Raw genomic sequence first — 19,370 nt, 5'->3', positions numbered from 1 at the left:
GGCCGGCGAAGGCGTTGAACCAAAAGGAAAAACCATGGCGCACGATGCACCCCAGGCGACCGGTCCGAGCAAGCTGGTGATCCGCAATGTCGGGCTGTTGCTGTCGGGGGCCCTGGAAAAGCCGATCCTGGATGCCGACACCATCGTCGCCGAGAACGGCAAGATCACCGCGATCGGCCGCCTCAAGGACGTCGACACCGAAGACGCCACCACCGTCGTCGACGCCAATGGCACGACGGTCGCGCCCGGCCTGATCGATAGCCACGTTCACCCGGTGGCCGGTGACTGGACGCCGAGGCAGAACCAGATCAACTGGATCGACAGCTATCTGCATGGCGGCGTCACCACCATGATCTCCGCCGGCGAGGTGCACATGCCCGGGCGTCCGCGCGACGTCGTCGGGTTGAAGGCGATGGCGATCTTCGCGCAACGCGCGTTCTGGACGCTGCGTCCGGGCGGCGTGAAGGTGCATGCCGGCGCGCCCGTGATCGAATGCGAGATGGTGGAGGACGATTTCAAGGAAATGGCCGCCGCCGGCGTCAAGCTGCTTGGCGAGGTCGGGCTCGGCGGCGTCAAGGATGGACCGACCGCGCGCAAGATGGTCGGCTGGGCGCGCAAATACGGCATTCAAAGCACGATCCACACCGGCGGCCCGTCGATCCCGGGCTCCGGCCTGATCGACAAGGACGTGGTGCTGGAAGCCGACACCGACGTCGTCGGCCACATCAATGGCGGCCACACCGCCCTGCCCGACGACCAGATCCGCTGCATCTGCGAGGGCTGCAAGCGCGGGCTCGAGCTGGTGCATAACGGCAACGAGCGCTCGGCGCTGTTCACGCTGCGCACCGCGCGCGAGATGGGCGATCTGCACCGCGTCATCCTCGGCACCGACGCACCCGCCGGCTCCGGCGTGCAGCCACTCGGCATCTTGCGGATGGTCTCGCTCTTGTCCTCGCTCGGCGAGCTCCCGGCCGAGCTGGCGTTCTGCCTTGCGACCGGCAACACCGCGCGGATGCGCGAGCTCGATTGCGGCCTGATCGAGGTCGGCCGCTCGGCCGATTTCGTGCTGATGGACAAGGCGCAGCATTCGCCGGGCAAGAACATCCTGGAGAGCGTTCAGCTCGGCGATCTCCCGGGCATCGGCATGACCATCATCGACGGCATCGTCCGCACCCAGCGCAGCCGCAACACGCCGCCCGCGGGCAAGGTGCCGGAGGTGGTGGCGAAGTGAGGTGCACCAAAGCCGTTGCGCGGGGGTGACGGGGTGAACAGCGGTGCAACATATCCGGTGTCGTCCCGGCGCAGGCCGCGACCCATGACCACAGGGTTGGATTGTTGAGAACGGCTGTGGGCTCCAGCGCTGCATAACAATGCCCTTCCGTGGTGATGGGTCCCGGCCTGCGCCGGGACGACACTGAGTGTCTGGTGCCGTACGTGAGTCAAGCTTGCTCCCAGGGTGATAGTGCTGGATCGGTTGCTCAACCCCTTGAGCGGGCTGCCAGATCGCGCGCAGGCGGCGCGCGGCTTTGCCGCGCCGCCTGCGTAACCGAACCTTGTTTTCACCTGTCGCCATTGCGGTGTATCCTGAGCGCAAGCGAACCTTAGCCGGCGGCACTCGCAAGAGGCATTTTTCAATCCGGAATAGTTCTTGCTGCTGCGTGCCGCCATGCCGTGTTGATCTGCACCAGGCAATCAGGAGGCAGCCGATGACGATGAGGCCAGATCCTACGTTCCACGCGTCGCCGAAGCTCGCGATGGAAGCGCCGGCCGAAAGCTTTGCCTACACCGTGCTGCTCAGTCCGGATTTTTCAAAGCCGGACGCGCTCGCGGTGATCGACGTCAAGCCCGGCTCGCCGACCTACAGCAAGATCGTCCATACGTTGACGATGCCCAACAAGGGCGACGAGTTCCACCATTTCGGCTGGAACGCCTGCTCGTCGGCGCTGTCGCCGCTGGCCGGACACGCCTTCCTCGAGCGTCGCTATCTCATCATCCCCGGCATGCGATCGTCCCGGATCTATATCGTCGACACCAAGCCGGACCCGACGCAAGCGAAGATCCACAAGATCATCGAACCCGAGGAGATCTTCAAGAAGACCGGCTACTCGCGACCGCACACCATCCATTGCGGGCCGGACGGCATCTATGTCAGCACGCTCGGCGGGAGCGGCAAGGACGGCACCGACGGGCCGCCCGGCATCTTCATCATGGACTGCGAGACATTCGAAGTGCTCGGCCGGTGGGAGATCGATCGTGGGCCGCAGACCAAGCATTATGACTTCTGGTGGAACCTGCCGCGCGACTACATGGTGAGCAGCGAGTGGGCCCTGCCGCCGCAGTTCGAGAACGGCATCGTGCCGGAAGACCTGCTGTCGAACAAATACGGCCATCGTCTGCATTTCTGGGACCTGCGCGCCCGACGCAACGTCCAGACCATCGACCTCGGCGCCAATCATCAAATGGCGCTGGAGGTGCGTCCGGCGCACGATCCGGTTCGCGAACACGGCTTCGTTGGCGTCGTGGTCGATACCACGAACCTCGAGGGTTCGATCTGGACCTGGTGGCGCGAGGGTGGCAAGTTTCACATCGAGAAGACGGTGACGATCCCACCCGAGCCTGCATCGAAAGACCAGCTGCCGCCGCTGCTGCAGGGCTTCGGCGCCGTACCTCCGCTGGTGACCGACATCGACTTGTCGATGGATGACAAGTTTCTCTACGTCGCCTGCTGGGGCACCGGCGAGATGCGCCAATACGATGTCAGCGATCCGCGCAAGCCGAAGCTCGCCGGATCGGTCCGCATCGGCGGCATCGTTCGTCGCGCGCCACACCCGAACGGGCAGGCTTTTGCCGGTGGGCCGCAGATGGTCGAGATCAGCCGCGACGGCAAGCGGGTCTACTGGACCAATTCGCTCTACTCGACCTGGGACAACCAGTTCTATCCGCAAGGCATTCCCGGCGCCGAGGTGATGGCGAATGCAAGCCCGGGCGGAGGCCTCGAACTGGCGAAGGACTACTGGGTCAGCTTCCCCGACGGCTACCGGGCGCACCAGATCCGGCTCGATGGCGGCGACTGCTCCACCGACTCCTTCTGCTATCCGTCGGTCTAGAGCGGTTTCGAGCGAAGTGGGTACCGGTTCGCGTGAAGAAAACGCGTCAAAACAGGAATCCAGAGCCCGTTCCGATTCGATCGGAACGGAAAAGGCCCTGACATGAGCCCGGCCGACTGGACTCCGGCCTGGCTCTGGCTGGCGGTGATTGCGAGCGGCCTCTACCACGGGATCAACCCGGGCATGGGCTGGCCGCTCGCCGTTTCTGCGGGATTGATGCAGCGGAGTTCGCGCGCGCTGCTCGCCGCGCTTGGCCCGCTGGCGATCGGTCATTTGCTGGCGATGCTGCTGGTGATCCTTCCCTTCGCGCTGCTGATCACGCTGGTCGAATGGCAGCGCACGATCCGGATCGGCGCCAGCCTGCTCGTCATCTTGTTCGGTCTCTATCGACTGATCGACCGGCGCCATCCGCGGGCCCTGGTGCGGATACCGCCGACGCAACTCGCTTTGTGGTCCTTTGCGGTCGCGATCGCCCATGGCGCGGCGCTGATGCTGGTGCCGATCTATCTCGGGCTGTGCCGCGCGGCTGAAGCGGACCAAGGCCATGCGGCTGCCAACAGCCTGATCGATACCAGCCTCACGATGGCCGTGCTGGTCTCGATCGTCCATGCCGGCGCGATGATCGCCGCCGGCGGATGCCTGGCGTGGCTGGTCTACCGCTATCTCGGCCTCAAATTCGTATCGCGGAGCTGGTTCAACCTGGACACGGTTTGGGCCCTCAGCCTGGTGCTGGTCGGCGCCGTCGCGCTGGTGCTTGGCCTGGAATCGTAGTGCGGACGCGGCACGCTGCCCAATCGGCAAGGTGGTGGTGATGGTGGCGACGCGAGGCGCAATAGAAGGCCCGTCATCCTGAGGTGCACGCGCAGCGTGCCTCGAAGGGTGAACGGCCCGCAGCGGACAGCCGGGCCGTCGACCCTTCGAGACGCCGCGCTCCGCGCGGCTCCTCAGGATGACGGCGATAGATTGTGTCAGCGAAGCTTGCCGAGCAGCGCGATCAGCGTCTCGCGCTCCTTGGCGTCCAGCGGCGCCAGCGTCTCCCTGGAGATCACCAGCGCGTTGGGCGCGGCCTTGTCGGCCATCTGCTGGCCGGCGCGCGTCAGGCTCACCAGCAGGCGGCGGCCGTCGTCGGGATCCGGCGCGGTCTCGGTCAGGCCGCGCGCGGTCAGGCGATCGATCACGCCCTTGATGGTCGCAACGTCCATCGACGTCAGCCGCCCGAGCTGGTTCTGCGAGCAGGCGCCGACCTCCGACAGCTTCGACAGCGCCGCCCACTGCGTCGGCGTCAGATTGATGCCGATCTCGCGGGCGAAGATCACGGCGTGGCGCTGCGACACCTGGCGCAGGATGAAGCCGATCTGCTCGTCCAGCACGTATCCCGGCTTGGTCGCCTTGACGCTTCGCTTCTGCGCAGCACTCCTCGCCATCGTCCACCCCGCCCTTTACAGCGACAGATGCGCGTCGCGGATATCCGGACGCGCATCGAGTTCCGCCATGGTGCCGCCAAAACAGATCCGGCCGCGCTCGATGATGTAGGCGCGATCCGAGATCAGCCGGGCGAAATGCAGATTCTGCTCGGAGACGACGATGCTGACGCCCTCTTTCTTCATCGCCAGGATCGCATCGACCATCTGCTCGACGATTTTCGGCGACAGCCCCTCCGAGGGCTCGTCGAGCAGCACCAGCGACGGATTGCCCATCAGCGTGCGCGCGATCGTCAGCATCTGCTGCTCGCCGCCGCTCATGCGCCCGCCGGGCCGGCTGCGCATCTCGCCGAGGTTCGGGAACAGCTTGAACAGTTTTTCGCGGTCCCATTGCGGCGCGCCCGGCCGCTTCGGCTGGCGGCCGACCTCGAGATTCTCCTCGACCGTCAGATCCGTGAAGATGCGCCGTTCCTCCGGCACATAGCCGAGACCGCCGCGCACGATCGCATGCGTCGGCAAATCGGAGACGTCCCGGCCTTCGAACATCACGCGGCCGGAGCGGTTCTCGACCAGGCCGACGATGGAGCGGAACGTGGTCGATTTGCCGGCGCCGTTGCGCCCGAGCAGTGCCACCACCTCGCCCTCGCCGACCTCGAGCGCGATGTCGAACAGGATATGCGCCGGGCCGTAGAAGCTGTTGAGATCCTTTACCGTCAGCTTCATGCCGATGCTCCCTCGCGGTGCCGGGCGTCATAGACGAGGCCTTCGCCGAGATAGATCGCGCGCACCTGGGCGTTGCCGCGGACCTCTTCGGGCGAACCTTCGGCGATCAGGCTACCGCGGTTCAGCACCAGGATGCGGTCGGCATGCTCGAACACCACGTCCATGTCGTGCTCGGTGAACAGCACGCCGATCGACTGCTCGCGCGCGATCCGCGCCGTCAGCCGCATCAGCTCGACGCGCTCGCGCGGCGCCATGCCGGCGGTCGGCTCGTCCATCAAGAGCAATTTTGGCTGGTTGGCGAGCGCGATCGCGAGCTCGAGCCGCTTGACGTCGCCATAGGCGAGCTCGCCGCACGGCCGCTCCGCATAAGCGCCCATGCCGACCAGATCGAGCAGCCGTCCGGCCTCGTCGCGGGCGTGCCGCGCGGTCGAGGCCCACAGGTTGAACAATTGCCCGCCATGCGAGACCAGCGCGACCTGCACGTTTTCGCGCACCGTCATGGTGGGAAATGTCGCCGCGATCTGGAAGGTGCGGCCGACGCCCATGCGCCAGATCACGCGCGGCTTCTTGCCGGTGGTCTCCGCGCCCAGCACGCGGATGCGGCCGCTGTCGGGAATGTTCTGGCCGTTGAGCATGTCGAAGCAGGTGCTTTTTCCCGCGCCGTTCGGCCCGATCAGCGCCAGAATCTCGCCGGCGCGCAGCTCGAAGGAGACGCCGCGCACGGCATGCACGCCGCCATAGGATTTGGTCAGCCCCTCGACCGACAGCAATGTGGGAACCATGCTCATTCGGCGCTCTCGATGCGGGAGGTCAGCAAGGGCGATACCGACGACGAGGACTTGCGCCGGCGATGCATGAAGGCTTCCAGCGTGCCGACAATGCCCTTCGGGAATGCGACCACGATCAGCACGACGAAGCCGCCGAGCACGAGTTTTGACCAATCGGTCTGGCTGACCAGCCAGATGTTGAGCGCCTTGTAGACGATGGCGCCGACCACCGCGCCCGACACCGTCTCGACGCCGCCGAGCAACACCATGACCAGCGCATCGACCGACAGCGAAATGCCCATATTGTCAGGAAACACACTGCCCTTGAGATAGGCGAACAGCGCGCCGGCAAGGCCGGCGACCGTGCCCGCGATCACGAAGGCGGTCCACTGGATGCGCTTGCCGTCGATGCCGATGGCTTCGCTGCGCAGCGGCGAATCGCGCGTCGCGCGCAGCGCGAAGCCGAACGGCGAGAACACGATGATGCGGAGGATCACGACCGCGAGCGCGGCGATGCCGAGCGACAGCCAGTAGAAATGCGACGGGCTCGCCGCCCACTTTTCCGGCCAGACGCCGAGGATGCCGTTGTCGCCGCCGGTGACCGACACCCATTGGAACGCGATCGACCAGACGATCTGGGCAAAGGCCAGGGTCAGCATCGCGAAATAGACCCCGGAGAGCTGCACGGCGAAGAAGCCGAATACGGCGGCGCCGGCGAGCCCGAGCAGCGGCCCGAGCAGCAGGCAGGCGATCATCGGCAAGCCGGCCATCTTGGCGAGCAGCGCCACGCCATAGGCGCCGAGGCCGAAATAGGCGGCGTGGCCGAACGAGGCGAGCCCGCCGACCGACATCAGGAAGTGCAGGCTGACCGCGAAGATCACGAAGATCGCGATTTCCGAGCCGACCGTGAGCACGTAATTGCCGGCGACGAAGGGCAGCGCGGCGGCGAAGACGAGCACGGCGATCGCGGCGAACCGCTCGTTCATCGTCAGCGGCCGCCACGGATTGACGGTGAGACCAGGCGTGCGCCGTGCCGGCGCCTCCGGCTTGCCGAACAGCCCCCACGGCCGGACGATCAGCACCACCGCCATCACCAGGAACACCAGGATGATGGAGATTTTCGGGAAGATCAGGATGCCGAAGGCGTTGAGCTCCGACACCAGCACCGCCGCGACGAACGCACCGATGATGCTGCCGAGGCCGCCGATCACGACCACGACGAAGACCTCGACGATGACGCGCAAATCCATCGCGTGGTTGACCGCATCGCGCGGAATCTGCAGCGCGCCGCCGAGTGCGGCGAGGAAGACGCCGAGCGCGAACACGCTGGTGAACAGCCATTTCTGATTGACGCCGAGCGCCGCGACCATGTCGCGGTCCTGCGTCGCCGCGCGCACCAGCACGCCCCAGCGGGTACGCTGGAACAGCAGCCAGAGCACGCCGAGCACGACCGGCCCGAGCACGATCAGGAACAGGTCGTAGCTTGGAATATTCTGGCCGAAGAAATCGATCGCGCCCTTGAAGCCCGGCGCGCGGCGGCCGACCAGATCGTCCGGCCCCCAGATCAGCACCACGAGGTCCTCGACCATCAGCGTCAGGCCGAAGGTGGCGAGCAACTGGAACAGCTCCGGCGAGTGATAGATCCGGCGCAGCAGCACCATCTCGACCAGCACGCCGATCGCGGCAACCGCCAGCGCGGCAACGACGATGCCGCCCCAGAAGCCGAGCGCGCCGGAAAAGCGCTCGGTCAGCGTGAACGCGACATAGGCGCCGAGCATGTAGAACGCGCCATGCGCGAAATTCACGATCCGCGTCACGCCGAAGATGATCGACAGACCTGAAGCGACCAGGAACAGCGACGCCGCGCTGGCAAGACCGGTCAGGAACTGGACGACATAGAAAGCCATGGGCGGTCCGCTTCAACGTGAACTTGCAACAGGGCCTCATCCTTCGAGACGGCGCTCCGCGCCTCCTCAGGATGAGGAGCGAGACCCTCATGGTGAGGAGCGCGGCAACGCCGCGCGTCTCGAACCACGAGGCCCCGCTATATTCGCAACCTCAATCCTTCGGCCGCAGCTTCTCGATCTCGGCATCGCTGGGCAGATAGTCCGAGCCCTTGCGATAGGCGGTGTCGACCATGATGCCCTTGCCGTCCTTCAGCGCGGTCTTGCCGGTGAAGGCGCCGAGCGTCGACTGGTGATCGATCTTGCGGAAGGTGATCTCGCCGAACGGCGACGGCATCGAGATGCCCTCCGCCGCCGCGATCAGCTTCTCCGGATCGCTCGAGCCGGCCTTGGCGAGGATCGCCGCCGCCGCCTTGATGGTCTGGTAGCCGACGATCGAGCCGAGCCGCGGATAGTCGTTGTACTTGCCCTGGTAGGCCTTCAGGAATGCGTCGTGCTCAGCCGTCTTGATCGCGTACCAGGGATAGCCGGTGACGATCCAGCCTTCCGGCGTCTCGTCCTTGAGCGGATCGAGATATTCCGGCTCGCCGGTCAGGAAGCTCACCACCGTGCGGCCCTTGAACAGGCCGCGGGTGTTGCCTTCGCGCACGAGCTTGACGAGGTCGGCGCCGAAGGTGACGTTGAGGATCGCTTCCGGGTTCGCCGCGGCAACCGCCTGCACCACCGGGCCGGCGTCGATCTTGCCCTGCGGCGGCCATTGCTCGTCGACCCACTGGATGTCCGGCCGCTTTGCCGACATCAACTTCTTGAACACCGCGACCGCCGACTGGCCGTATTCATAGTTCGGCGCGATCGTCGCCCAGCGCTTTGCGGGCAGTTTCGCGGCTTCTTCCACCAGCATCGCGGCCTGCATGTAGTTCGACGGCCGCAGGCGGAACGTGTAGCGGTTGCCCTTCGACCACGTGATCGCATCGGTCAAAGGTTCGGCCGCAAGGAAGAACACCTTCTTCTGGTTGGCGAAGTCGGAGACGGCAAGGCCGATATTGGAGAGGAACGTGCCGGTGAGCATCGCGACGTTCTCGCTCGACACCAGCTCGTTCGCCGCGGTCTGCGCATCCGCCGGCTTGCCGCCGTCGTCCTTGGAAACGACCACGAGCTTCTTGCCGTTGATGCCGCCCGCCGCGTTGATCTCTTCCACCGCGAGCTGCCAGCCCTTGCGATAGGGCTCGGTGAACGCCGGCAGCAAGGAATAAGAGTTGATCTCGCCGATCTTGATTTCGCTCTGCGCCAAGGCCTGCGTCGTCATGGCGCTCGTTGCCATGGTCGCGACCGCGATCGCCAATCCCGCCCCTACGAAATAACCACGCATCCCGTCCTCCAGTTTTTCTTCAAAGAGATTATCGCAATCCGTCTTCGCCCTTGATCTCGCCGACCGTCAGCCCGCCGACGCGCGGCAGCGGCCGCCCGCTGTCGGTTACCGCGACCGCGACCATGATCTCGTTGGCCCGCGGCGCGTCGTTGATCTGCACCTCCATGCCGTCGAAATGGCTGCGCACGAAAGCCGCGTCCTTGTGCCCGAGCGGAATATCCAGCGTGGTGCCGGGGCCCGAGCGCTTCTTCGACGACGGGATCAGCGCCGCGCCCTTCGACAGCACCTTGCGCACCGGCGCGCCCATCTTCGGATGCAGGATCGCCGCCGCATGCTCCAGCTCGCCATTCTCGCCGACCGCGGCGGCCTTGCCGTAGCTGTGCGCCTTGGCACCGTCGATGCCGAGCGCGGCGACGGCCCGCTTGGACAGCAATTCGCCGAGTTCCTCTCCGATCGCGATCAGCGGCGACAGATCCTCGACATAGCGACCGGCAAAGGGGTTCTCGATCACGGCGATCGCGGCGGCGCGCCGGGTCGGCGGTGCAATGGTCTTGCCCATCTCCAGATGGGTCTCCTCGACCACGGTGACGATCTTGCGAATGACGGCGCTCATCTTGCCTCGCTCCCGGTCATGCCCGCAGCATGTGTTCTGTCGTTTGTCCCTGCAACGCGTGCGACGCCGGCGCGCCCATCCCAGTTGCACCGACAATTCGCGTTTCGCCCAGTAGACGCAATGCCGCGCCCTCGATCAATCCCGACATCAGGAGGTCGCGTGCCCGCGCCGACCCCGCTTCGAGCGCCTGCTCGATCTCATGTTCCGCCAGCGGCCCGACATCGCGGGTCACCAGCCGTGCGCCGAGATCGCTGTCCGGCTGCAGCTCGCTCGCCGGAACACGCAGGATCGCGGGATGGTCGGGCAAATCGACCGCATTGGCGATCACGGTCGCGGCGGCATCCGCCTGCGACGCCGTCCGCGCCAGCACGGTGACGGCATCGGCAATGCCGAGCGAGAAGCTGCGGCCATGGCGGCCGCTGGTCGCGATGCCGCGGACCGGCATGTCGGCATCGACGGTCATGGCGCGCATCACGCCATGGCGGTCCGGCCGATCCATCAGGCCGACCGTGAACTGTTCGCCGTCGCTAAGATGCAGGGCAATGTCGCCACCATTGTTGACATAGGCGCGGTCGAGCGGCGCGGCCTCAAGCATCGCGTCCAAAATTTCCTCGGCGACCGAGCCCGCAACCGCTGCCATCGGCGTGATGAAGCAATCGGCGGCAAACGGCGCGACCGCCGCATGCATGCGCCGCGCGACCACGCCTTTCAGCGCGCAGCGCTCTGGATCGGCCGCAGTGCGCAGCTCGGCAAGTTCCGCGCAGAGCTCATCGAGCAATCCGGTGAAGCGTTCCGCCGCCGCCTGATAAGCGGCGCTCACGTCCTCGTCCCTGCCCTTGGCCTCGATGACCAGATCGATGGGACCGTCCTGCAAATGCAGCCGCTTGCCGTCAGGAAGAAGCGCGATTTGCGGGAGCCTCGAGCCCTTTCCGTTCCGATGGAATCGGAACGGGGCTCCAGATTCTTGTTTTGACGCCTTTTCTTTGCGCGAACCGGTATCCACTTCGCTGGAAAACGCTCTGATCATGCGCGCCGCCCGGGAAGAAATGGCATCGGCCGGACCTCTGCGCTGTCGCGCAGCGATGACAGCGGCCGGACGTAGTCCATGTGGCCGCCGAGCGCCGCATAGTCCGACAGCCGCATCGTGAACTCGATCGGCGCCACCAGTGCAGGCGTCGGCACATAGCCGAACGCGCCGGCCGGCATCTGCGTAACATCGACCATGAAGGTGATGCCGCCACCGGGCCAGACATAGACCGGCGCGCCGCCGCTGGTCACCCGCGTCAGTGCGTCCTTCACCGAGCGCGTCAGCCGCACCGGATTGTCGGTGACGCCGGCGCGCAGCGATCCGCCCGCGCCGCCCATGAACAGCACGGTGCACAGCGCCGGCTCGCAATTCTCCTGGATGCGCTCGACCGAGAATTTGAGATCCGCTGGCATCTCGGTCTCGACCGGCTTCAGCGCCTCGTCGAGCACGTAATAGGACGCATGCTCGCCGGTGGTGGAGACCATCAGCATGGTGAGCCCCGGCCGCGCCTCCTTGGCATTGAAGGGACCGAGGATCGACAGCGGATCGGAGATATTGGTGCCGCCCCATCCGGTGCCGGGATCGGCGACCTGGAAATAGCGGCCCGGCGTCGAGCGCCGCCCCTTCATCTTGATGCCGGTGTCGGCGATGTCGAGCAGCTTGCCGGCCTGGTGCTCGCTGAGCACGCCGGTGATGTGGTCGTCGACCACCACGACCTCATCGACCTTGCCGTGCCATTGCTTGGCGAACATACCGATGGTCGCCGAGCCGCAGCCGACCCGCATGCGCTCTTCTGCCACACCATTGACGATCGGCGGCCTGCCCGCCTGCACCACGACGGTGGCGCCGCCGTCGATCGTCAGTTCCACCGCCTTGCAGTTGGAGAGATCCATCAGCGTGTCGCAGGTGACGCGGCCCTCCTTCTTGGAGCCGCCGGTCAGATGATGCACCCCGCCGAGCGAGAGCATCTGCGAGCCATATTCGCTGGTCGTGACATGGCCGACCGCCTCGCCGTCCGCGCGCACGGTCGCGGTTTCCGGGCCGAGATAGCGGTCGGTGTCGATCTTCACCTTGACGCCGCAATACGAGAAAATGCCTTCGGTCACCACGGTGACCATGTCGACGCCGTCGACTTCCGACGACACGATGAAGGGCGCGGGCTTGTAGTCCGGATAGGTGGTTCCGGCGCCGATCGCGGTGACGAACAGTTCGGGCTGGCGGACGATCTTGCCGTCCCAGTCGCCGCTCACCTGGAACGGAACCAGCTTGCCGCCATGCGACACGGTGCGCTCCAGCACGACATGCGGATCGACGCGCACCAGCGTGCCGTCATGATTGGCATAGCGGTCGCAGGCGCCGGCCGCGCCCGGCTTGATGTAGCACATCACCGGACAGGCATCGCAGCGGATCTTGTCGCCGGCGGCGACGGTCATTGTGTCAGCCATCGTGACCAAGCCTGGACTTGTGGCGGCGGTCGATCATACTGCCCTTCCGCCTCCCATGCATATCGTTCGTATACGAATGATCCTGCGCGCAGGTCTCAAGCCTGTCAAGCGGGCTTTGCGATCAAACCCTGCCATTCGCTTGCGCACCCTGTTCATAAAGCGGGCACGCGCTGCAGCGCGGCATGCCGCCGCTTGCACGTTTGTATACAAACGTTATCCTCGTCGGCGATCTGACGCTGACGTTGCAGCGCAAACATCAGGGGAGAACCGGGGCAATGCGCCTGACCGTGAACGGCAGGAATCATGATGTCGACGCCGCTCCCGACACCGCATTGCTTTACGTGCTGCGCAACGACCTCGAATTGAACGGACCGAAATATGGCTGCGGGCTCGGCGAGTGCGGCGCCTGCGCGGTGCTGATCGACGGCGTCGCCGCGCGCGCCTGCGTGATTCCGATCGAGGGCTGCGCCGGCCGCAACATCGTCACGCTCGAAGGCCTCGGCAGCCGCGAGCATCCCGATCCGGTGCAGGATGCCTTCATCCGCGAACAGGCCGCGCAGTGCGGCTATTGCCTCAACGGCATGATCATCACCACCAAGGCCTTGCTGACGCGCAATCCAAATCCGTCCGAGCATGAGGTGATGGAAGCGCTGCGCTACAATCTCTGCCGCTGCGGCGCCCATATCGAGATCATCCGCGCGGCGATGCGCGCGGCCGGTCACGCGCTCGAGGCGCGCGATTGATGGTCGACGCACGGCCTCCCGAGCAACGCCAGCGCGGCTCGCTGTCGGTCGTCCGCCCTGCGGTGCTTGGCGCGGAAGGCGCGTTCGAGACCTTCATCACCGTCACGGCCGACGGCACGGTCAATGCCTATAACGGCCATGTCGATCTCGGCACCGGCATCCGCACCGCGCTCGGACAGATCGTTGCCGAGGAGCTCGACGTCTCCTTTGCCCGCGTCGTCGTGATCCTCGGCGACACCGCCGTGGTGCCGAACCAGGGCCCGACCATCGCGAGCGAGACCATCCAGATCACGGCCGTTCCGCTGCGCAAGGCCGCCGCCCAAGCGCGGCATTTTTTGCTCGCGCGGGCCGCCGAGCGATTGGAGCTAGCTGTCGACGAGCTCACGATCGAGGACGGCCTGATCCGCGGTCACGACAACCGCAGCATCACCTATGGCGAACTGATTGCGGACGAGACCGTCCGGCTCGATCTTGCCGATGAAGTTCCAGTCAAGGCCGTGAGCGCCTATTCGGTCGTCGGCAAGTCGGTGCCGCGCGTCGACGTGCCGGCGAAGGCGACCGGCGAGCTCGTCTATGTCCACGATGTGCGCCTGCCCGGCATGCTGCACGGCCGCGTCGTCCGGCCGCCTTACGCCGGCGTCGACGCCGGCCCATTCGTCGGCACCAGCCTGATCGCGGTCGATGAAGCCTCGGTGCACGATATTCCAGGGCTCGTCGCGGTGGTGCGGATCGGCGATTTCGTCGGCGTCGTTGCCGAGCGCGAGGAGAATGCGATCAAGGCTGCCGCGCAGCTCGCGGTGAGCTGGAAGCCGGGACCGGCACTGACCGATCTTGCCGACATCGAGAAGGCGCTGCGTGCCAATCCCGCGACGCCGCGCCAGCTGATCGACAAGGGCGACGTCGACGCCGCGCTCAAGGCGGCCGCCAAGCCGATGCAGCGGACCTATCTCTGGCCCTACCAGATGCACGGGTCGATCGGCCCGTCCTGCGCGGTCGCCGATTACAGCGAGGGCGCGATCCGGGTCTGGTCCGGCACGCAGAACCCGCACATCCTGCGCGGCGACCTCGCGCTGCTGATCCAGCGGCCCGAGTCCGAGATCGACGTGATCCGGATGGAGGCGGCCGGCTGCTACGGCCGCAACTGCGCCGACGATGTCTCCGCCGATGCGCTGCTGCTGTCGCGCGCGGTCGGCCGCCCGGTGCGCGTGCAGCTGACCCGCGAGCAGGAACATGCCTGGGAGCCGAAGGGCACCGCGCAGCTGATGGACGTCAATGGCGGGCTCAACGCCGACGGCAGCGTCGCCGGTTACGATTTTGCCACGCGCTATCCCTCGAACGGCGCGCCGACGCTGGCGCTGCTGCTCACCGGGCGGATCGCGCCTGAAGCCGCGGTGTTCGAGATGGGCGACCGCACCGCGATCCCGCCCTACGACTACGAGAATATGCGCGTGGTCGCCAACGACATGCCGCCGATCGTGCGCGCGTCCTGGTTTCGCGGCGTGTCGGCGCTGCCGAACACCTTTGCGCATGAATCCTACATCGACGAGCTTGCGGCGGAGGCCGGGGTCGATCCGATCGAATACCGGCTGCGCTATCTCAGGGACAAGCGCGCGATCGATCTCGTCAACGCCGTTGCCGAGCGCGCCGGCTGGACGCCGCGCCCGGTGTGGAAAGAGCCCGAGGCCGACGGCGACATCGTGCGCGGCCGCGGCTTTGCCTATGCGCTCTACGTGCACAGCAAGTTTCCCGGTTACGGCGCGGCATGGTCGGCGTGGATCGCCGACGTCGCCGTCAACAAGGCGACCGGCGATGTCAGCGTGACCCGCGTCGTCGCCGGCCAGGATTCCGGATTGATGATCAATCCGGAAGGCGTACGGCACCAGATCGAAGGCAACGTGATCCAGTCGACCAGCCGCGCGCTGATGGAGGAAGTGTCCTTCGAGCGCGGCGCGGTGACGGCGCGGGAATGGGGCGCCTACCCCATCATCAAATTCCCCGATCTGCCGAAGATCGATGTGCTGATGCTGCCGCGGCAGGACCAGCCGCCGCTCGGCGTCGGCGAGTCCGCTTCGGTGCCGAGTGCCGCCGCGATCGCCAACGCGATCTATGACGCGACCGGCGTCCGCTTCCGCGAATTGCCGTTCACGCCGGAGCGCATTTTGAAGGGACTGCGCGGCGAGCAACCGGTCGCGCCCGCCCCGCTCCCGCCGCCTGCGCAGACGGCCGACCTCAACAGATGGCAGAATCCGTTTGCAAAGCGCGGCGGCGTGCTCGCCGGCATCGCCGCACTCTGCGCAGCGGCGATCGGCATCGGCGCGGCCGTGCTGCCGTGGCGTGCGATCGCGCCGATCGCCCGGCCCGATGCCTCGGTCTATTCGGCCGCGACGATCGCGCGCGGCAAGGAGCTCGCGGCGCTCGGCGCCTGCGCCGTCTGCCACACGTCGGAGCTTGGCGTTCCGAATGCCGGCGGCCGGCCGCTCGAGACACCGTTCGGCACCATCCACACGACCAACATCACGCCCGATGTCGACACCGGCATCGGCGCCTGGTCCTATCCTGCCTTCGAGCGCGCGATGCGCGAGGGCATCCATCGCGACGGACACCACCTCTATCCGGCGTTCCCGTACACGCACTTCGCCAGGACCAGTGATGCCGACCTGCAGGCGCTCTATGCCTATCTGATGGCGCAGGCGCCGGTGCGCGCCGAAACGCCGGCGAATGCGCTGGCCTTTCCGTTCAACCTGCGGCCGCTGCTCGCCGGATGGAATGCGCTGTTCCATCAGGCGCAGGCATTCCAGCCCGATCCATCGAAGTCAACGATATGGAATCGCGGCGCCTATCTGATCGAGGGTCTCGGCCATTGCAGCGCCTGCCACTCGCCGCGCAATACGCTCGGCGCCGAGCGGCAAGCGGCCTATCTCGCCGGCGGCTTCGCCGAGGGCTGGGAGGCGCCGGCGCTGACGTCGCTGTCGAAGGCGCCGATCCCCTGGAGCGAGGACGAGCTCTACGCTTATCTGCGCACCGGTGAGTCCCGCCTGCACGGCGTCGCCGCAGGGCCGATGGCGCCGGTCGTGCAGGAGCTCGCCGCGCTGCCCGACCAGGACATCCGCGCGATGGCGATCTATCTCGCCTCGTTCAACCAGACCGCTGATCGGCCGGCCCACGATGCCTTGGCAGCGAAGCTCGAAGCCGGCACCGTCGTCACCACCGCGGCCTCCGCCGGGGCGCGGATCTATCAAGGCGCCTGCGCGGTCTGCCATGAGGTCGGCGGCCTGCCGCTGTTCGGCAGCCGGCCCTCGCTGGCGCTCAACAGCAATCTGCACAGCGACGCGCCCGACAATCTGATCCAGGTGATCCTGCACGGCATCGCCAAGCCGGCCGTGACCGATCTGGGCTACATGCCGGCCTTCAAGGACAGCATGAGCGACGGCCAGATCGCCGAGCTCGCCTCCTTCCTGCGGCGGCAATTCGCCCCGGACAAGCCGGCCTGGACCGATGTCGCCGCCACCGTCGGCCGTATACGGCAGACCATAGCGCGCTGACCTGCCATGTTCCGCCCGATACCCACTGGGCGGGCGGCGCCCGGCAGGCTAAGGTTCCCGCATGACCGTGACAGATATCGCGACCCGGACCTATAACCACGGCTGGCGGCTCGACCCGATCGTGCGCAGCCTGCTGGACACCGATTTCTACAAGCTGTTGATGCAGCAGATGATCCGGGAATGCTATCCGGACACCCGCACGACCTTTTCGGTGATCAACCGCTCGACCCATATCCGGCTCGCCGAGGTCATCGACGAGGCCGAGCTGCGCGCCCAGCTCGACCACGCACGCACCATCCGCTTCACCAAGAAAGAGCTGATCTGGCTCGCCGGCAACACGTTCTACGGCAAGACCCAGATGTTCTCGCCCGATTTCATCAACTGGCTCTCGACCTTCCGGCTGCCCGAATACGAGCTGAACAAGGTCGACGGGCAGTACGAATTGCACTTCCACGGACCGTGGACTCACACCACGATGTGGGAAATTCCGGCGCTCGCGATCCTCAACGAGCTGCGCTCGCGCGCGGCGACCAAGACCTACGGCCGCTTCGCGCTCGACGTGCTCTACGCCCGCGCCAAGGCCAAGCTGTGGGCCAAGGTCGAGCGGCTGCGCAAGCTGGACGGCTTGCGGCTGTCCGATTTCGGCACACGCCGCCGCCATGGCTTCCTCTGGCAGCGCTGGTGCGTCGAGGCGGTGAAGGAAGGCCTCGGCCCGTCCTTCACCGGAACGTCGAACGTGCTGCTCGCGATGGACAACGATCTCGAGGCAATCGGCACCAACGCGCACGAGCTGCCGATGGTCGCCGCCGCGCTCGCCAACGACGACGAGGCGCTGCGCTGGGCGCCCTATCGCATCCTCGATCAATGGCGCCACACCTATGGCGGCAACCTCTTGATCGCGCTGCCGGACGCCTTCGGCACCAAGCCGTTCCTGCGCGACGCGCCGGACTGGGTCGCCGACTGGACCGGCTTTCGACCCGACAGCGCGCCGCCGATCACGGCCGGCGAAGAGATCATCAAATGGTGGAAGCAGAAGGGCCGCGATCCCAAGGAGAAGCTGCTGGTGTTCTCCGACGCGATGGATGTCGGCTCGATCGAGGAGACATTCCATCACTTCAAGGGACGCGTCCGCGTCAGCTTCGGCTGGGGCACCAACCTCACCAACGATTTCGTCGGCTGCGCGCCGGACGGCACCGCCGAGCTCGACCCGATCTCGATCGTCTGCAAGGTGACGTCGGTCGACGGCCGACCGGCCGTCAAGCTCTCCGACAATCCGGAGAAGGCGACGGGCATCCCGTCCGAGGTCGAGCGCTATCTGCGCGTGTTCGGCAATGTCGGCCGCGTTCGCACCGCAGTTCACGTTTAAATCAACGCACCGATCACTCTGATCGACTGACCTGACGAGCTTCCCATGCCCGGACCCAAGCCGCCTGCCTTCGAAACCCTGAGCCTGCACGCCGGCCAGCGCCCCGATCCCGCGACCGGCGCGCGCGCGGTTCCGATCTATCAGACCACGTCCTACGTGTTCCAGGACGCCGACCACGCCGCGGCGCTGTTCAACCTCGAGCGCGCCGGCCACATCTATACCCGCATCTCGAACCCGACGACTGCGGTTCTGGAGGAACGGATCGCCGCGCTCGAATGCGGCGTCGGGGCGATCTGCACCGCCAGCGGCATGGCCGCGATGCATCTTGCGATCGCAACCCTGCTCAATGCCGGCGACCACATCGTCGCCTCCGCCTCGCTCTATGGCGGCACCATCAATTTGCTGGCGCACACGCTGCCGCGGTTCGGCATCACCACGACCTTCGTGAAGCCGCGTGCGCTCGACGAATTCCGTGCTGCGATCAAGCCGAACACCCGCCTTGTGATCGGCGAGACCATCGGCAATCCCGGCATCGAAGTGCTCGATATCCCTGCGGTTGCTCAAATCGCGCATGACGCGAAGATTCCGCTGCTGATCGACAACACCTTTGCGACGCCCTATCTCAGCCAGCCGATCGAGCTCGGCGCCGATATCGCGATGAACTCGGCGACCAAGTGGATGGGCGGCCACGGCATCGCGATCGGCGGCGTGATCGTCGACGGCGGACGGTTCGACTGGCGCGCCTCCGGCAAATTCCCGCAGCTCACCGAACCCTATGCCGGCTATCACGGCATCGTCTTCGACGAGCAGTTCGGCAAGGCCGCCTTCATCATGCGCGCCCGCACCGAGGGCCTGCGCGATTTCGGCGCCTGTCTGTCGCCGACCAACGCCTTCCAGCTGCTGCAGGGCATCGAGACGCTCGGCGTCCGCATGGACCGCCACGTCAGCAACACCCATGCGGTGCTGGACGCCCTCGCCGCGAACAAGGCGGTCGACTGGGTGCTGCATCCCTCGCTGGAGACGCATCCGGATTACGCGCTCGCCAAGAAGCTGTTGCCGCGCGGCGCCGGCTCGATCGTCAGCTTCGGCATCAAGGGCGGCCGCGCCGCCGGCAAGAAGTTCATCGAGTCCCTCAAGCTGATCAGCCATCTCGCCAATGTCGGCGATGCCAAGACGCTGGTGATCCATCCCGCCAGCACCACGCACCAGCAGATGGATGCCGAGCAACTCAAAGCGGCTGGCATCGGCGAGGAACTGGTGCGGCTGTCGGTCGGCATCGAAACCGCGCAGGACATCATCGACGATCTCGGCCAGGCGCTGCGCGCCTCGCAAAGGACTTAGGG

15 protein-coding genes are annotated in these 19,370 nt (G+C 66.2%); 7 read left to right on the top strand and 8 right to left on the bottom strand.

Annotation, left to right across the window (positions count from 1 at the left end):
• Positions 1-34: 34 nt before the first annotated feature.
• The 3 genes from XI02_RS14430 (at position 35) to XI02_RS14420 (ending at position 3,878) form a co-directional block, all read left to right on the top strand.
• A complete protein-coding gene (locus XI02_RS14430; protein ID WP_172648287.1) occupies positions 35-1,231 on the top strand; it encodes an amidohydrolase family protein in 1,197 nt (398 codons plus the stop codon).
• Between the two features lie 475 nt (positions 1,232-1,706).
• Positions 1,707-3,107, top strand: a complete 1,401-nt coding sequence (locus XI02_RS14425) for a selenium-binding protein SBP56-related protein (RefSeq protein ID WP_172648288.1) — start codon at positions 1,707-1,709, stop codon at positions 3,105-3,107.
• A gap of 102 nt (positions 3,108-3,209) precedes the next feature.
• Positions 3,210-3,878: a hypothetical protein gene (locus tag XI02_RS14420; protein ID WP_172648289.1), complete on the top strand. Its 669-nt coding sequence runs from the start codon at positions 3,210-3,212 to the stop codon at positions 3,876-3,878.
• A 197-nt stretch (positions 3,879-4,075) separates the two neighbouring features.
• Here XI02_RS14420 and XI02_RS14415 read toward each other — a convergent pair whose 3' ends face one another.
• The 8 genes from XI02_RS14415 to XI02_RS14380 form a co-directional block, all read right to left on the bottom strand.
• Positions 4,076-4,531 carry a MarR family winged helix-turn-helix transcriptional regulator gene (locus tag XI02_RS14415; RefSeq protein ID WP_016842448.1) on the bottom strand — a complete coding sequence of 152 codons (456 nt, stop codon included), beginning with the start codon at positions 4,529-4,531 and terminating at the stop codon, positions 4,076-4,078.
• Positions 4,532-4,546: 15 nt separating this feature from the next.
• Positions 4,547-5,251, bottom strand: coding sequence for an ABC transporter ATP-binding protein (locus XI02_RS14410; RefSeq protein ID WP_172648290.1), 705 nt, complete (start codon positions 5,249-5,251; stop codon positions 4,547-4,549).
• Complete coding sequence (locus XI02_RS14405; protein ID WP_016842451.1) at positions 5,248-6,039, bottom strand: ABC transporter ATP-binding protein; 792 nt, start codon at positions 6,037-6,039, stop codon at positions 5,248-5,250. The genes XI02_RS14410 and XI02_RS14405 overlap by 4 nt, the downstream gene beginning before the upstream one ends.
• Positions 6,036-7,925, bottom strand: a complete 1,890-nt coding sequence (locus XI02_RS14400) for an ABC transporter permease (protein WP_018270448.1) — start codon at positions 7,923-7,925, stop codon at positions 6,036-6,038. Before XI02_RS14400 ends, XI02_RS14405 begins: the two co-directional genes overlap by 4 nt.
• A 151-nt stretch (positions 7,926-8,076) precedes the next feature.
• On the bottom strand, positions 8,077-9,291 hold the full coding sequence (locus XI02_RS14395) for an ABC transporter substrate-binding protein (protein WP_172648291.1): 1,215 nt from the start codon (positions 9,289-9,291) through the stop codon (positions 8,077-8,079).
• A gap of 28 nt (positions 9,292-9,319) precedes the next feature.
• Positions 9,320-9,904 (bottom strand): amino acid synthesis family protein, encoded by a 585-nt coding sequence (locus XI02_RS14390; RefSeq protein ID WP_016842455.1) that lies wholly within the window; start codon positions 9,902-9,904, stop codon positions 9,320-9,322.
• A 16-nt stretch (positions 9,905-9,920) separates the two neighbouring features.
• Positions 9,921-10,931, bottom strand: coding sequence for a UPF0280 family protein (locus XI02_RS14385; protein ID WP_172648292.1), 1,011 nt, complete (start codon positions 10,929-10,931; stop codon positions 9,921-9,923).
• Positions 10,928-12,376, bottom strand: a complete 1,449-nt coding sequence (locus XI02_RS14380) for a 6-hydroxynicotinate reductase (protein ID WP_172648293.1) — start codon at positions 12,374-12,376, stop codon at positions 10,928-10,930. Before XI02_RS14380 ends, XI02_RS14385 begins: the two co-directional genes overlap by 4 nt.
• Positions 12,377-12,651: 275 nt before the next feature.
• Between XI02_RS14380 and XI02_RS14375 the strand changes: the two genes are divergently transcribed.
• The 4 genes from XI02_RS14375 to XI02_RS14360 all read left to right on the top strand — a co-directional run bounded on the left by XI02_RS14375 (position 12,652) and on the right by XI02_RS14360 (position 19,368).
• Positions 12,652-13,119, top strand: a complete 468-nt coding sequence (locus XI02_RS14375) for a (2Fe-2S)-binding protein (protein ID WP_016842458.1) — start codon at positions 12,652-12,654, stop codon at positions 13,117-13,119.
• Positions 13,119-16,661 carry a molybdopterin cofactor-binding domain-containing protein gene (locus XI02_RS14370; protein WP_172648294.1) on the top strand — a complete coding sequence of 1,181 codons (3,543 nt, stop codon included), beginning with the start codon at positions 13,119-13,121 and terminating at the stop codon, positions 16,659-16,661. Before XI02_RS14375 ends, XI02_RS14370 begins: the two co-directional genes overlap by 1 nt.
• Before the next feature lie 61 nt (positions 16,662-16,722).
• On the top strand, positions 16,723-18,027 hold the full coding sequence (gene pncB, locus XI02_RS14365; RefSeq protein ID WP_016842460.1) for a nicotinate phosphoribosyltransferase: 1,305 nt from the start codon (positions 16,723-16,725) through the stop codon (positions 18,025-18,027).
• A gap of 45 nt (positions 18,028-18,072) precedes the next feature.
• Complete coding sequence (locus XI02_RS14360; RefSeq protein ID WP_172648295.1) at positions 18,073-19,368, top strand: O-acetylhomoserine aminocarboxypropyltransferase; 1,296 nt, start codon at positions 18,073-18,075, stop codon at positions 19,366-19,368.
• The last annotated feature ends 2 nt before the right edge of the window (positions 19,369-19,370 follow it).

The sequence above is a fragment of the Bradyrhizobium sp. CCBAU 21365 genome (assembly GCF_015291305.1).
GTDB classification, from domain to species: Bacteria; Pseudomonadota; Alphaproteobacteria; order Rhizobiales; family Xanthobacteraceae; genus Bradyrhizobium; species Bradyrhizobium elkanii.
Note: the sequence above shows the minus strand (reverse complement) of the source record. Positions and strands in the feature narration are given on the sequence as shown.